Origin of the sequence: Staphylococcus durrellii (genome assembly GCF_015594545.1) — a bacterium.
Classification (GTDB): Bacteria; Bacillota; Bacilli; order Staphylococcales; family Staphylococcaceae; genus Staphylococcus; species Staphylococcus durrellii.
Map to the genome: position 1 here is coordinate 36,649 of NZ_JADIIO010000001.1, position 16,343 is coordinate 52,991.

Sequence of the window (16,343 nt, forward strand, 5' to 3'; positions counted from 1 at the left end):
GCTTAGAAAGGGTGAAATCGCTTGATACGAATGAGTGTATTAGCGAGTGGTAGTACGGGAAATGCCACTTATGTGGAAAGTGATAAAGGCAGTTTACTCGTAGACGTAGGTCTTACCGGTAAAAAAATGGAAGAACTATTTGGACAAATAGACAAAAAAATAGAAAATTTAAACGGCATACTTCTTACACATGAACATATTGACCATATTAAAGGTCTAGGCGTATTAGCACGTAAATACAAATTACCAATTTATGCCAATGAAAAAACTTGGACAGCAATAGATAAAAAGGATAGTAAAATTCCTATGGATCAAAAATTTATTTTTAACCCATACGACACACAATCCATTGCAGGATTCGATGTAGAGTCATTTAATGTATCTCACGATGCCATTGACCCTCAATTTTACATTTTCCATAACAATTATAAGAAATTTACCATTTTAACTGACACAGGATATGTATCAGACCGTATGAAAGGTATGATTCAAGGCAGCGATGCATTTATGTTTGAAAGCAATCACGATGTGGATATGTTACGTATGTGCCGTTATCCTTGGAAAACCAAGCAACGAATTTTAGGCGATATGGGCCACGTGTCAAATGAAGATGCAGGACATGCCATGACAGACGTAATAACTGGCAATACGAAACGCATCTATTTATCACATTTATCACAAGATAATAATATGAAAGATTTAGCACGTATGAGCGTTGCACAGGTATTGAACGAACACGACATCGATACGGAACGTGAAGTTGTACTATGCGATACAGATAAGGCGGAAGCGACACCTATTTATACATTGTAGAAATATGATAGAAGGTTTAGCGGGTATATTTGAGTACATGATATCAATATAATATATGAGCTGGGACATGATGATATGTCTCAGCTTTTTCAATACCAAAATTTGAATTATAAACATGGTATAATATAACAAAAATAAAGCATTATATTATTTTAGAGATAGAACTGTTTTAGTATGAAATAGATAAGTTAGTCATAATTTTATGATACTAGGAAACAATTTTTCCAAAATGCTTTGTAATAGGATATTAAGGAATTGTAAATCATTGTGTATAACTATGTAAGACAACCACGAAGTTATCCACTGTTTTGTGCAAAGTTATCCAGTGTTGTGCACAATTCACAGAGAAATACCCACATTATACACAGGGTTATACACAAATACACAAGTTATCCCCGGAATAAGCATTACAAAATTGTAAAATGTGTAAAGTATGTTTATTCAATAATGGTATAATTAGAGGGAAATGTGTGAATAAGTGTATAACTTGTGGATAAGTCTAACAACTTGTGATTATTAAAGAGATTTGGAGGATAACATGAAAATAACAATACTGACCATAGGCAAACTTAAAGAAAAATATTGGAAACAAGCCATTGCAGAATACGAAAAACGCCTTGGCGCCTACACTAAAATAGAAATCATTGAAGTGGCCGACGAAAAAGCACCCGAAAACATGAGCGACAAAGAAATAGAACAAGTGAAAGCGAAAGAAGGCCAACGCTTACTAAGCAAAATCAAAGATCAAGCCACCGTCATCACACTAGAAATCAAAGGCAACATGCTGACATCAGAAGGTTTAGCTAAGGAGATAGAACGCCGTATGACCCAAGGCCAAAGCGACTTCGTATTTATTATCGGCGGCTCTCATGGACTGCACCAAGACGTCCTAAACAGAAGCAACTACAGCCTTTCATTTAGTAAGATGACCTTCCCCCACCAAATGATGCGCGTCGTGCTAATCGAACAAGTCTATAGAGCATTCAAGATAATGCGAGGAGAAGCGTATCATAAGTGATGGGGTTTTAGAAGAGTACGCTAAAAATAACAAAATTATTTATAATTGATAATGTCTTCGATATTTCTCATCAATATAAATAATTTAATTAGTAATTTTAAAATAGAGTATCCTTCACTATAAAATGAAGGTATTCTATTTTTATTGGAAGCAATCGTATATAGCCCATTTTTTAAATAGCATTAAAAGTAAGTTGGAACCCTTTATTTAGTAATGTTGTCACACTAGCATCATTTATAAAATCGTCATAAACTTCTTTTCGGAAAAGCAAATATTCGATACAATTATACGTGATAATGCTTGATATTACGATAAGTATAATTCGTTCAATTATATGTCTTAGAATGAATTTACTCAATATACAGAGCTATTGATATATAGCTCTAGATAATAAACAATTATAAGGATACGTTATGTTAAATTTATTTATACTTCTACTTGAACGTGTAGGCTTAATCATACTGATTGCCTATATTTTAATGAATATCAATCATTTTAAAACAATGATGAACGAGCGTGAAAAGCGACGTTCGCAATGGCAATTAATTATTATTTTTGGTTGCTTTTCTATGATTTCAAACTTTACAGGTATACAAATACATGGTGATGAAATCATTAATGGCACAGTTTATAACCACCTTGATCCTAATGCATCTTTAGCCAATACACGTGTTTTGACTATCGGTGTATCTGGGCTTATCGGTGGGCCGTTTGTAGCTATAGTAGTTGCTTTAATTTCAGGTATATATCGTGTTTACATTGGTGGTGCAGATGCATATATCTATTTAATTTCCTCTATTATAATAGCAATCGTTTCTGGTTACTTTGGTTATAAGGCCATGCGAGCTAACCGTTATCCTACCATTGTAAAAGGTGCTTTAATTGGAGGTACTACAGAAATTATTCAAATGCTGTGTATTCTCACTTTTTCTAATAACACTGATCATGCTTGGACATTAGTTAAACTCATAGCTATTCCAATGATCTCTATAAATTCTATCGGTACTGCCATATTCCTATCTATTATTTTATCTACTATTAAACAAGAGGAAAAAACACGAGCGATACAAACGCATGATGTATTACAACTCGCTAATCAAACTTTGCCATATTTCCGTTCTGGTTTGAATGAGCAATCAGCGAAAAAAGCTGCTGAGATTATCCTTGATTTAATGCGTGTATCTGCAGTTGCTATTACTAATCGTAAAGATATTTTGACCCATGTTGGTGTAGCAAGCGATCATCATGTTACACAAAAAGCCATTATTACTAATCTATCTAAACGTGCCATCCAATCTGGCACTTTAAAAGAAGCATATTCTAGTGAAGATATAGGTTGTAATCATCCAGGTTGCCCTTTAGAAGCAGCAATTGTAGTACCTTTACGGGTGAAAAATGATGTTGTAGGCACGTTGAAATTATATTTTACAAATAAATATGATGTAAACTTTGCAGACAAACAATTAGCAACGGGACTTGCAGAAATCTTTTCAAGCCAACTTGAATTAGGTCAAGTAGAAGCGCAAAGTGCATTAATACGTGATGCTGAGATTAAATCACTACAAGCACAAGTTAACCCGCATTTTTTCTTTAACGCAATTAATACTATTTCAGCGTTAGTACGAATTGATAGTGAAAAAGCACGTGAGTTACTCTTACAACTTAGTCAGTTCTTCCGCTCCAATCTACAAGGCGCTCGCAACAACACCATTTCTTTAGAAAAGGAATTGCAACAAGTTGAATCTTATCTATCTTTAGAACAAGCACGATACCCAGACCGATTTAATGTGTCTTTTGATATTGATGAAACTTGTTATGGTGCACTTGTACCACCATTTGCTATACAAATACTTGTTGAAAATGCCATCAAACATGCTTTTAAAAGTAGAAAATATAATAATAAAATTATTGTCAAAGCACACAAATCTCAAACTGGGCTAGCGATTTCTGTAACCGACAACGGCCACGGCATTCCTACTGAAAAACTTGGTAAAATTGGCAAAACCAGTGTTTATTCAGAATCTGGGAGTGGAAGCGCACTCGAAAACTTAAATCACAGGTTAGAAGGGCTGTTTGGTCATGATGCAAGTCTTCAAATTTTATCTAATCAACATGGTACAACTGTGAGTTCCACAATTCCATATCACAGTATAGAGGAGGAATAAATTTGAAATCAATTATTGTAGATGATGAACCCTTAGCACGGAATGAACTACATTATTTACTAACTCAAATTCGTCATTTTGAAAAAATTGATGAAGCTGAAAATGTTTCTGAAACGTTAGAATTGTTACTTTACGATGATTATGATGTTATTTTTCTTGATATTAATTTAATGGATGAAAGTGGTCTTGACCTTGCGAACAAAATAAAGAAAATGAAACACGCCCCATTTATCGTCTTTGCGACAGCACATGATACATTTGCTGTTAAAGCTTTTGAATTAGATGCCATTGATTATATTCTTAAGCCATTTGAGCAACAACGTATTGCCCAAGCTGTTCATAAAGTGGAACTTGCCATTGGTCAAACTAGCGAACAACATAATGACAGTGGTTTAACACCTTCAATAAGTAATGAAAATAGTCAAGAAGATACAAGATCAAGTAAAGTTTTACCTATAGAGGTAGATGAACGTATTCATATTATTAATTTAAATGATATTATTGCAATTTCGGTTAATAATGGCACTACAACTATAAATACGACCCATGGAGATTTTGAAACGTCAGAACCTTTGAGCCATTACGAGAAGAAAATTGAAACGCAAAAATTCATGCGCATTCATCGATCTACGCTAGTTAATAAAGCACATATACAAACGATTGAGCATTGGTTCAATTACACATATCAACTTACAATGACAAACCAATTAAAATTTCAAGTTAGCCGTTCGTATATGAAGCCCTTTAAACAAATGATGGGGTTATCTTGATAGTCACATTTCAATTAATGCATTTCAGCTCCAACGAGTCGTAAGTCACATTAAAATCCCAATATAGTAATCGCTTTCATTTTATAATTGACTCAAGATTAATTTGGGAGGCAATTTTAAATGGAAGTAGAAAATAAACAACATAAAACAGAAAGTAATAGTTCTAAAACATATAACTTTTTCCATCAAGCTCTTGTTATAGCTATCGTTATGCTTATTTCAAATATTATCGAAAGCTTTATGCCGGTACCAATGCCAGCTTCGGTAATTGGACTCGTCTTATTATTCATCGCTTTATGTACTGGTATTGTTAAACTTGGTGAAGTTGAAAGTGTCGGTACAACATTAACTAATAATATTGGTTTCTTATTTGTACCTGCAGGTGTCTCAGTCATTAATTCGCTAGGGGTGTTAAGCACTAGCCCAATCCTAATTATATTATTAATTATCATTTCAACGTTGCTCTTGTTGTTATGTACAGGATTTTTGTCTCAGATGATTATTACAAAATCCTTTATTCCGAAAAAAGCAAAACATAAAAAATTGGTGGAGGATAAATTATGATTGAACATTTAGCGATCAACACACCTTATTTTGGTATTCTTCTATCTCTAATACCTTTTATCATTGCAACTTATTTATTTAAAAAAACAAATGGCTTTTTCTTATTCACACCATTATTCTTTAGTATGGTGGTCGGCATCATTTTTTTAAAATTAACAGGTATTGACTACGCAAATTATAAAATTGGTGGAGATATCATCAATTTCTTCTTAGAACCAGCAACAATATGTTTCGCTATACCTTTATATAAACGTCGTGATGTCTTAAAAAAATATTGGAAACAAGTAATAGGTGGTATCACTTTAGGTACAACTGCTGCGCTTGCTTGTATTTATCTTATCGCAAAAGCATTCCAATTTTCTGATGGCGTTGTAGCCTCTATGTTACCTCAAGGTGCAACAACTGCCATTGCTTTACCCGTATCAGCAGATATAGGTGGCATCAAAGAGTTAACATCACTAGCAGTTATTTTAAATGGTGTTATTATATATGCTTTAGGCTCTAAATTAATTAAATTATTTAATATAACAAACCCTATTGCACGTGGCTTAGCACTTGGAACGAGTGGCCATTCATTAGGTGTTTCATCTGCACAGGAATTTGGTGAAACTGAAGCTTCCATGGCATCTATTTCACTAGTCATTGTTGGTGTTATTGTTGTAATCGTTGCTCCAATATTAGCTAACCTTTTATTATAAATTGATAAAAATACTTTACGCATTTTTATAGAAGAATAATTTGAAAAAATTTCTTATGAAGAAGTATTGATTCAATCGATAGTTAACTTTGTTAGTAATATGCCTCACAGATTTATATTTTAGCGCTGACTGGGAGTATAAAGGGAAGTTAATCAATGAAATTTCTAACTTAACTATTATTTATCTTGTGCTATATCCATTAAGCTTCCTATCTACTACTTTATATTTTATTTCAATTCAATAAGTTATAAGCATTTTCAAACTCAATACTTTGAAAATGCTTATTTGTATATACTATAAAAATTTGAGATTCTAGTTAAAGTTCTAAAGAGCAATTTAATTATAGAAAAAAATGATTAATTACACTAAAAATTAATTGATAAAAGTTGTCTATAATTAAAATATATTTTCAAAAGCCGCATCATAATACGATAATTAAAGCCCTATAATAAATAAAACTAAATATAAATTGGTCATCATTGAAATTATGGTAGCCAGTGTTGTTCTTTATAAAATTATTTTAGTTATAATATTTTGTCAAAGTAAATATAATAAAAGACATTTACTTTTAAATTTAAAGAAAAATTTCCTGATTTTAAAGTAACTACATATGAAGCGGGAATAAGAAATGTCTTTTAAAGTTAAAATCATTTTCTCAAAACCTCATATTCACCCCTGAGTCATATGGATTGACGTTGGGACTTGCCAAGTCTATTATGAGCCATGAAGAATATTAATAAAGGTATTCTATCAGGTTTGTAACGGAGGAATTAATTGATGTTAAATGCTAAAGCAAGAGCTGTAAATAGTCCGGATTCTAATTTTTATGCTACAGAGATTACAAGAAGAGATCTTGATAAACATGATATTTTGATAGAAATTAAATATGCAGGCATATGCCATTCAGATATTCATACTGCACATGAAGAATGGGGCCCAGTTAACTATCCATTGGTACCTGGTCATGAAATTGCCGGTATTGTTAAAGAAGTCGGTTCTGATGTTAGTAAATATCAAGTAGATGACCGTGTCGGTGTTGGCTGCATGGTAGACTCTTGTGGTGAATGTGAACACTGCCAAAACGGTGAAGAACAGTACTGCTCAAAAGGGATGGTTGGCACATATGCAAGTACGGATAGATATGGCGAACCAACTCAAGGTGGTTACTCAACTCATATAGTCGTACATGAAGATTTTGTACTAAGTATTCCTGATAATATTAGTTTAGATGCTGCTGCACCTTTACTATGTGCTGGTATTACGACTTATTCACCTTTAAATAACTGGAAAGCATACGAAGGTAAAAATGTGGCTGTTATCGGTATGGGTGGACTTGGGCACATGGCTGTTCAAATAGCGCATGCTATGGGAGCTGAAGTAACCGTATTATCAAGAACGTTAAATAAAAAAGAAGACGGCTTAAAATTGGGCGCTTCTAATTATTATGCAACAAGTGATGAATCAACATTTGAACAGCTTGCAAACTCATTTGATTTAATTATTAATACAGTAAGTGCTAATTTAAAAATAGACGATTACCTTAAATTATTAAAATTAGATGGTACAATTGTTAATGTTGGTGCACCAGCAGAACCTGTATCATTACAAGTTGCAAATTTAATAGGTCATCGTAGATCATTTGCAGGTTCAGCAATTGGTGGTATAAGAGAAACTCAAGAAATGTTAGATTTCTGTTCAAAACACAATATTAAACCACAAATCGAATTAATTTCAGCTGATCAAATTGATGAAGCATATGAGAGAGTGTTATCTTCAGATGTTAAATATCGTTTCGTTATTGATACAAGTACAATGTAATAAAGAAGGAAGCGGGAAAGAAATCTTATTTGTATAAGAAGATTTTGTAGTCCGTCCCGGCAAGGATGACTGAATTGAAAGAAGATTGATGCATGCGCACTTTCAATTCAGTCATCTACTGCTAATATAAAAAAGAGTCTAGTGATAATATTATATCCCAGACTTATTTTGAGAATGGGTGTTTATGTTCTAACCTCTTTTTCTTTAATAATTAGAAAACTAGAAATCCCCTGTTAACTATAAAGTTAATAGGGGATTTTTGTGTGATAAATTTTAAAATTGTAGCGGATAATGTCTAATTTTTACCCGTGCATTAAGATGTTACACTGTCGTCCATTTGGGCTTCAAAATCATCGAGTAATGCGCGAGCATCGTCTGTCGTATTTGTGCTCATCAATTGATGTCGCAGTTGGCTAGCACCTCTAATGTCACGCACGTAGATTTTAAAGAATCTGCGTAAAGGCTTGAATAATCGAGTTTCATCTTTAGCATATTTGTCGAACAAAGCTAGATGTAATCTCAATAAATCTAATAGTTCTTTGCTAGAATGTTCACGTGGTTCTTTTTCGAAAGCGAAGGGATTATTAAAAATACCTCTACCAATCATTACACCATCAATGCCATATTTTTCTGCAAGTTCAAGACCTGTTTGTCTGTCTGGTATATCTCCGTTAATAGTTAATAATGTATCTGGCGCGATTTCGTCGCGTAAATTTTTGACTGCTTCGATTAATTCCCAGTGTGCATCTACTTTACTCATCTCTTTACGTGTACGAAGATGAATAGATAAGTTGGCAATGTCTTGTTCGAAGACGTGTTTTAACCAGTCTTTCCACTCGTCTATTTCATAATAACCGAGGCGAGTTTTAACGCTTACCGGTAGACCGCCTGCTTTAGTTGCTTGAATAATTTCGGCCGCGGTTTCAGGTCGCAAAATCAAGCCAGAACCTTTACCTTTGCTTGCAACATTAGCTACAGGACAGCCCATATTCAAATCAATACCTTTAAAGCCCATATCTGCCAAACCGATACTCATTTCTCGGAAATGATCTGGTTTATCGCCCCATATATGAGCGACCATGGGCTGTTCATCTTCACTAAATGTTAAGCGTCCGCGAACACTGTGTATACCTTCAGGGTGACAAAAGCTCTCAGTGTTAGTAAATTCAGTAAAAAACACATCAGGTCTAGCGGCTTCACTGACTACATGACGAAAGACAATATCCGTAACGTCTTCCATAGGTGCTAAAATAAAAAATGGGCGTGGTAATTCACTCCAAAAATTTTCTTTCATAATATATTTAAACCTTCTTATTTATTAGTATAATCGAATTTTTATCCATGATGATATTACCACAAATTGACAACTTATACAAAAGGAATTTGACCACTTACTACCTTGGTATAGGGATGTCTTCCAGTAGTCTAAAATCCATATATAGGCATGACGGTTCTCACAATTTAGACCGAAACAAGCGATCCCCTTTAAGTAATTACAGTGACTAAAAATTTATAGGTAATTGTAGTAGCACAGATAGATAATACTGTGATTGACAAATTATAATGACTATAGAATGCAGACCTATAATTAAGAAGGCACTATGTAACTGCAAACGGATGTCTTCATATTTCTATCCATGTTAAATATGTTAAAAGCATATTTTTACTATAAAGTTTCAGCTCTCTGATAAGTTGTATAATTAGTCGAATATAATAGATAAATACTTCATGTACAATTTGTGGATATAATGGTTGCTAATAGTACTCTGCGTAAGTAACTTTGAAATACCGAATAAAGACAAAATGAATTCTGTCTATCATATCGGTTGATTAGTATCGGACAGAGTAGGTCTTAATTTTTTGAATTATGACTAGCGTATTATGATGAACTGATTCAGTCTTTAAAGCCTTTAAACTAATAAATGCTATTGTTTCGTAGAGTAGGCACGCTCAAGTTATTACTAAGCGTAGACATGGATTATCATATGTTACTTCAATGGCACACATCTTTTACACAGTTTGTAACGTAAATTAACTAAGTAAAAGTATTTCTAGTATATATAACAAGGCTATCTAAATATTTAGATAGCCTTGTTGTTCTATAAATTTTAAAATATTCCTCTATCTTGCCATAGTAAAATAGATGCGTTAAATTACGATACATTTGTATCTTTAACGGCATAAATTCAACAGATATCAGCAGAGGTTGGATTATCCATAATTAGCATTATTAAATTTATAAAATACCGATGAATTTCATCCAAACTGAGCCTAAACCAATCCATATAATGAAATAGACAATGCCAAGGATGAAATTCATTGTCCACCAACGTTTTTGGGTGATATAGCCTGCTGAATATAATATTGGAGCTGGGCCACTACTGTAATGTGTTGTTGAAGCTAGCAAGTTACCAAAGAAACCTAACATTAGTGCGCTATATAATGGTGGTGCGCCTGCAGCAACTGCTACGCCTAATAGAGCGGCATACATTGCACTGACATGTGCTGTTGCACTCGCAAATAAATAGTGTGAATAAAAATAAAATACTAGCAAAATAATAAGAACAATTGGCCAACTGAAGTTGCCTAAACTTGTTGCTATAAGTTTGCTCAACCAAGGAATAAATCCTAATTTATTTAATCTATCTGCCATTAGTACAAGTACGGAGAACCATATTAATGTATTCCATGCACCTGTCTCGTTCAAAATATCTTTCCATTCTAATACACCGGTTAACAATAATAACGATAATGCTATAAACGCTGTTAAGGTAGCATCAATGTGGATAAGGCTACCTAGTATCCATAAAGCTAATGAGATAATAAAAATAATAATCATGAATTTTTCTGAAGTTGAAATACTTCCCATTTTAGATAATTCATTATTAGCCCAATTTTTAGCATTAGGTGTTTCTTTAACACTTGGAGGATAAATTTTATAAATGATGTACGGTACGACAATCAGAGAAATTAATCCGGGTACTAAGGCTGCTAAAAACCAATTCATCCACGTTATATTTACATGAGCAGTGCTTTCCGCAAGGTTTTGTGCCAATGGGTTACCTGCCATTGCTGTTAAAAACATTGCAGCAGTAATTAAATTACCTTGAAATTCAGTAAATATAAGAAAAGCACCCATTTTACGTTCTGTGCCTTGTTTTGGATCAGAATCAAATGATTCTGATAAAGATTTGATAATTGGGAACATGATGCCACCTGCACGTGCGGTATTACTAGGGGTAGCAGGTGCAAGTATAAGATCAACACCAACAAGTGAATAGGCCAAGCCTAAAGTTTTTTTACCAAAGAGCTTTACAAATTGCAGTGCAATTCGGCGACCTAAAACCGTTTTGACGAAACCTCTAGAAATAAAAAAGGCTATTGCAATAAGCCAAATACTGTTATTACCAAATCCTGCTACTGCAGTTTTTATGTCAGTTACACCTGTTAGCACCATGGCTGTGAAACCGAGTATAGATACTGCGCCAATTGGCATAGGTTGCGTAATACAAGCAATAATAGTTGTTACAAATATAGCAAACATATACCAAGCTTGTGGACTTAATGCATCTGGCTTAATGGGGGTAAGTGCACAAATGAGTATACCGATAATTAGGGGTAGTATAAATTTACGGTATTTTATTGAATTTTGCATTACAAACTTTCCTTCTTTCTACGAAATATTACATAATTATAATAAACAATCTACGCTTATTACCATAATAAGTAAACATGAAATGGGGAAAAGGTTTAATACAATTTACTATTATTAAAAAATTTTCTACTTCTTTTACTTTAAAATAGGATTGCTATAAGAGAATTAAAGAAACAAACAGATTTAAAAACAATGCCCACAGAGTACTTATATTATCAAAAATTGCACGAGCTATTATTATAGAGAACGATTAAAGATATAAGGATAGTTATTAATAGTATTAAATAATGCCAAACCATTTCATCTATAAATATTGAGACTATTGACTTGTCATTTTCTAAGAAATCAAGCTAAGTTTTTATATTATAGAGGAAATAGCATGTTTAATTATAATAGTTTTAAATAAAAGGAACTTAAATATAGGATTAACAAGCATATCACTTAACTGATCTACACAGTAATTAAAGAGATATGCTTGTTCATTGTGGTTAGGTACTCGCGTCCATAAGCGTTATACTTAAATTTAAGCTGTTTGTTGTGGTGTGTTTTTAACTTTGTACACGATGAAGCCGATAATAAATCCTAATAGTGCTGGTGTTACCCAACCCATACCTATTGTAAAGAAGGGTAGGTATTTTTCGCTGAATGTGATTATGCTATGGGCGAATTGTGTGTTGGCAATAATTGCTGGGCTAGCTTTAATGGCGTCAGCAAATGATGCGACCATCGTGAAATAAGTTGTAAATTGATAGACGATTTTTGAATGGTTAAATAATGAACTAAATAGTGTGAGTAAAATAATGGTAATGGCTAACGGATACAAGAACATCAATACTGGTGTTGAGTAAGCGATAATTTTTGTTAAACCGATATTAGCAAAAACGCAAGAAATGATACTAACGACTGTCGCAAACATTAAATAATTTTGTTTTGGAAATAGCTCTGAAAATGTTTCTGAAAATGCTGTGATTAAACCTATCGCTGTTTTTAAACAGGCAACAATAATAATTAGTGACAGTAAAATTATGCCGTAATCGCCTAAGTAATATTGTGCAATTTGTGCTAGTGCGATACCACCATTTTCACTTATCTTGAAATGGCCTAAACTCATCGTACCCATAAATGCTAATAAGCTGTATATAACACCCATTAAAATGATGCTGATTGTACCGGATTTAAGCGTTTCTTTTGCTATGTGACTTGGATTAGTAACGCCCAGTTTTTTAATCGTTGTTACGACGATAATACCAAAAGCAAGTGCTGCTAAAGCATCTAACGTATTATAACCGTCTATAAATCCTTTTAATAAAGCACTATTTTCGTAATTTGGACTGATTTTAGCATTGGAAATGTTTCCTATTGGATTAATAAATGCTAATACAATAAGTAAGCCTAACAATATTAAAAATACCGGATTTAAAAATTTACCAATGTATTCTAAAATTTTTGATGGCTTTTTAGAGAAAAACCATGCGACAAAAAAGAATAGTATGCTAAAAATTGATAAATACAATGGAACAGATGATTTTGAAATAAACGGTGAAAAAGCTATTTCAAATGATGTTGTCGCTAGCCTTGGCAATGCGTAAAAAGGTCCAATGACAAGATAAAGTAATATTGTGAAAATGTAAGCGTATTTAATGTTAACTCTTGAAACAATTTCGAATATGCCCGTTGTTTTGGACATCCCAATTGCGATAATACCTAAGAAAGGTAAACCAATGGCTGTAATCAAGAAACCTAAGTCTGCTTGAACAATATTTGAACCGGCTGATTGGCCTAAATGTATGGGAAATATAAGATTGCCAGCTCCGAAAAATAAGCCGAATAGTAATGATCCTATAAATATATTTTCTTTAATACTAAGTTTATTTTTCATGATGATTTGTTCTTTCTCCTAATGTATTTTCTTTCGGTTTTTTAAGCTTTATATGAGACTACGGTGTAGAACAGGTGTAAAAAAATACAATTAATGCACTAAGTTAAAGTGTCTCAGTAAATGAGATTTGTTTCATACCACAATGCATTTGAGTCCTTCATAAAAGTAATATGTATCTTATTATCGTTTACACACTCATTAGAGCATTATAACAATGTTGAAAGATTCCGAAAAGAAGAGATTGAAATGGTGTGTTATATAAAATAAAGACGTATTTAGTGCTAACTTTGTCATATCAATAAAGCATGCAAAGAGCATATTATTTTGAACTCAAAAAATACACCCGTAAATGTATAAAAGCTTCATAGTTATAACAATAAAATGGCTAGGAGTGAATATCCGCTAGCCATTAATCATGTTCATCTGAATTTCCGTATTATATTAAACTATTTCTCTCTAAATATCTATGACTTGAGCATTTTAGATAATGAAACAATTCAAAAACTTATACTTAATGAAAATGTTAAAATTAAAAATATTATGTACACATATAAATCAACGCCTCTGTTAGTAACAGAAGAAGATTTTTTAACCGCAAACAAAGACTTTATTAAAGTAATATAGTAAAATGATTTAAATAAAATAACTGAGATAATATAATTGATACTATTATTATATGGTAATATTAATAATATGAGTTATGTAATTAAAAATTGTTATGTAATATAATAAAGTAAATAAAGCGACAAACCCTTTAAAAAATGGAGAGAGAATATTGAACAAATTATCTATTATTATAACTTTATATAATAAAGAAGATCATATTTTAGACTGTATCGAAAGTTTAAAAAAACAAAGAAATCAAAACTTTGATCTCATTATTGTTAACGATGGTTCCACTGACGCATCAGCCAATGTAGTTAAAGATGCTTTCAAAAACGAAACTAAAGATGTTAAATATATTAATTTAGAAACAAATCATGGTCACGCATATGCTAGAAACAAAGCGCTTGATGAAGTGGAAACACAATATGTCATGTTCTTGGATGCAGATGACCAATTAGCAAGTTATGCTGTTGAATATTATTTATCTAAGGTCAATGGGTTAGATGGACTAGTTGCCCCTATTCATAAATTTAGTCTCAACGATAGACCGCAATATATTGATAAAGACCAAATTAGAGTAAGATACTTAACTCGAAAATCAAACCCTAACTCATTTTTAAGAAAAAATACCGTATGTAATATTTTATTTAAAACGGCTATTATACAAGGCCACAATATACGATTTAATGAGGACTTGAAAATATATACCGATGCATCATTTGTAGTGGAATATATTAAATATGCTGAAAAATTTGTCAGATTATTAAATTTTCCATTTTACTATAGAGGAGAAGTATATGATCCATTTGAAGGTAATGCACTAAGTAATCAAGATTTTATTTTTACTTTTGAAGATTATGTTAATAGTTTCTTTGACGCGATTGAAAAAACAGATGACAAAAAAGTGAAAACCTTCTTAACCGACAAAATGAAAGATAAAATAAAAGATGGTTTTGATCCATCACTAAGAGACATTGAAACAAGATATAATATCCTTAAAAAACCTTTAGTAGCAGTCGTTAAATATTTGAAATGGGATTTACTCAAAGATTCAAAATTACTTTACGACTTAGAAATATTATTCTTATATATGAATTCGACTGAAAACGCAAAATTTGTTAACAACATTAGACATGTAAGTAGACATGTAAAAAATATTGTGAAAAAGAATAAAATGAAAAATCGTTCTAAATATTTATTGTTTGATAAGGAAGAGAACGTAAGCGCAGATACGATTGTTTTTGAATCTTTTGGTGGTAAAAATTATAGTGATAGCCCTAAATATATTTACGAATATATGCAAAATCATTTTCCTCAATTAAACTACATTTGGGTATTTAATGAGCCTAAAGAGCATTTGATTATGGGTAATGCGAAAAAAGTAAAAAAAGGATCTGAAGCTTATTATGAAGCATATTCTAAAGCGAAATTCTGGGTTACAAATGCAAGGTTACCTCGCTATTTAAATAAGAAGGACAATCAAGAATATATTCAAACTTGGCACGGTACACCATTAAAACGATTAGGTAATGACATGAAAGTTGTTAGAATGCCAGGTACGACAACGGCCAATTACAAGAAGAACTTTTATGATGAAACAACAAGATGGGATCATCTTGTATCACCTAATAGATACTCAACTGATATCTTTAAATCTGCATTTTGGATGAATAAAGAAAGGGTATGGGAAATTGGTTACCCAAGAAATGATATATTAGTTAATAGAAACAATGACAAAGATTTTAAAAATCGCTTAAGAAAAGATTTAAATATCCCTAAAGGTAAGAAAATCATTATGTATGCTCCTACATGGAGAGACGATGAATTTATCAAAAAAGGGAAATATTTATTTGATTTAAAAATCAACTTAGAAAATTTACAAAAAGAATTAGGCGATGATTACGTCATCTTACTTAGAATGCACTATCTGATTTCTAATGCCTTGGACTTAAAAGGTTATGAAGATTTCGCTGTTGACGTGTCTAACTATAACGACATTTCTGAATTATATTTAATTACAGATGCGCTTGTTACAGACTATTCTTCTGTAATGTTCGACTTCGGCATTCTAAAAAGACCTCAATTCTTCTTTGCTTATGACATTGAAAAATATGATAAAGGCTTAAGAGGATTTTATATGGACTATATGAATGATTTACCGGGCGAGATTTTCACAGATGAGTTTAAATTAGCTAAAGAACTCAAAAATATAGATAAACACAAAGAAAAGTATAAAGATAAAATCGAGCAATTTTACGAGAAATTCTGTTCTTTAGAAACTGGTGAGGCTTCTAAATATATTGGAAATTACATTTATGATCATTCCAAATAAGTCATTAAGGTACGTGTTAGGCAGA

Annotated in this window: 12 protein-coding genes; 9 read left to right on the forward strand and 3 right to left on the reverse strand. The window is 32.3% G+C overall.

Going from position 1 to position 16,343, the window contains the following annotated elements:
• The first annotated feature begins 30 nt into the window (after positions 1–30).
• From ISP02_RS00155 to ISP02_RS00185, 7 genes are all read left to right on the forward strand, one after another.
• Positions 31–813, forward strand: coding sequence for an MBL fold metallo-hydrolase (locus ISP02_RS00155; RefSeq protein ID WP_195721793.1), 783 nt, complete (start codon positions 31–33; stop codon positions 811–813).
• Positions 814–1,351: 538 nt separating this feature from the next.
• Positions 1,352–1,831: a 23S rRNA (pseudouridine(1915)-N(3))-methyltransferase RlmH gene (gene rlmH, locus ISP02_RS00160; RefSeq protein ID WP_195719616.1), complete on the forward strand. Its 480-nt coding sequence runs from the start codon at positions 1,352–1,354 to the stop codon at positions 1,829–1,831.
• Between the two features lie 413 nt (positions 1,832–2,244).
• Positions 2,245–3,996 carry a sensor histidine kinase gene (locus ISP02_RS00165; protein ID WP_195719617.1) on the forward strand — a complete coding sequence of 584 codons (1,752 nt, stop codon included), beginning with the start codon at positions 2,245–2,247 and terminating at the stop codon, positions 3,994–3,996.
• Positions 3,997–3,998: 2 nt separating this feature from the next.
• Positions 3,999–4,766 (forward strand): response regulator transcription factor LytR, encoded by a 768-nt coding sequence (locus ISP02_RS00170; RefSeq protein ID WP_195719618.1) that lies wholly within the window; start codon positions 3,999–4,001, stop codon positions 4,764–4,766.
• A gap of 120 nt (positions 4,767–4,886) precedes the next feature.
• Positions 4,887–5,330, forward strand: coding sequence for an antiholin-like murein hydrolase modulator LrgA (gene lrgA, locus ISP02_RS00175; protein WP_195719619.1), 444 nt, complete (start codon positions 4,887–4,889; stop codon positions 5,328–5,330).
• Complete coding sequence (gene lrgB, locus ISP02_RS00180; RefSeq protein ID WP_195719620.1) at positions 5,327–6,028, forward strand: antiholin-like protein LrgB; 702 nt, start codon at positions 5,327–5,329, stop codon at positions 6,026–6,028. The genes lrgA and lrgB overlap by 4 nt, the downstream gene beginning before the upstream one ends.
• Positions 6,029–6,805: 777 nt before the next feature.
• The gene (locus ISP02_RS00185; RefSeq protein WP_195719621.1) at positions 6,806–7,846 is read left to right on the forward strand and encodes an NAD(P)-dependent alcohol dehydrogenase; all 1,041 of its coding nucleotides are present in this window, start codon (positions 6,806–6,808) and stop codon (positions 7,844–7,846) included.
• A 313-nt stretch (positions 7,847–8,159) separates the two neighbouring features.
• Here the strand turns inward: ISP02_RS00185 and ISP02_RS00190 are convergent, their stop codons facing one another.
• The 3 genes from ISP02_RS00190 to brnQ form a co-directional block, all read right to left on the reverse strand.
• Complete coding sequence (locus ISP02_RS00190; protein ID WP_195719622.1) at positions 8,160–9,140, reverse strand: tRNA dihydrouridine synthase; 981 nt, start codon at positions 9,138–9,140, stop codon at positions 8,160–8,162.
• 942 nt (positions 9,141–10,082) lie between these two features.
• Positions 10,083–11,501 (reverse strand): anion permease, encoded by a 1,419-nt coding sequence (locus ISP02_RS00195; RefSeq protein ID WP_195719623.1) that lies wholly within the window; start codon positions 11,499–11,501, stop codon positions 10,083–10,085.
• Positions 11,502–12,024: 523 nt separating this feature from the next.
• Positions 12,025–13,383, reverse strand: coding sequence for a branched-chain amino acid transport system II carrier protein (brnQ, locus tag ISP02_RS00200; protein ID WP_195721794.1), 1,359 nt, complete (start codon positions 13,381–13,383; stop codon positions 12,025–12,027).
• Positions 13,384–13,761: 378 nt separating this feature from the next.
• Between brnQ and ISP02_RS12900 the strand changes: the two genes are divergently transcribed.
• Positions 13,762–14,004 carry a DUF5776 domain-containing protein gene (locus ISP02_RS12900; protein WP_208455756.1) on the forward strand — a complete coding sequence of 81 codons (243 nt, stop codon included), beginning with the start codon at positions 13,762–13,764 and terminating at the stop codon, positions 14,002–14,004.
• 151 nt (positions 14,005–14,155) lie between these two features.
• Positions 14,156–16,318, forward strand: coding sequence for a bifunctional glycosyltransferase/CDP-glycerol:glycerophosphate glycerophosphotransferase (locus ISP02_RS00205; protein WP_195719624.1), 2,163 nt, complete (start codon positions 14,156–14,158; stop codon positions 16,316–16,318).
• Positions 16,319–16,343 lie beyond the last annotated feature (25 nt).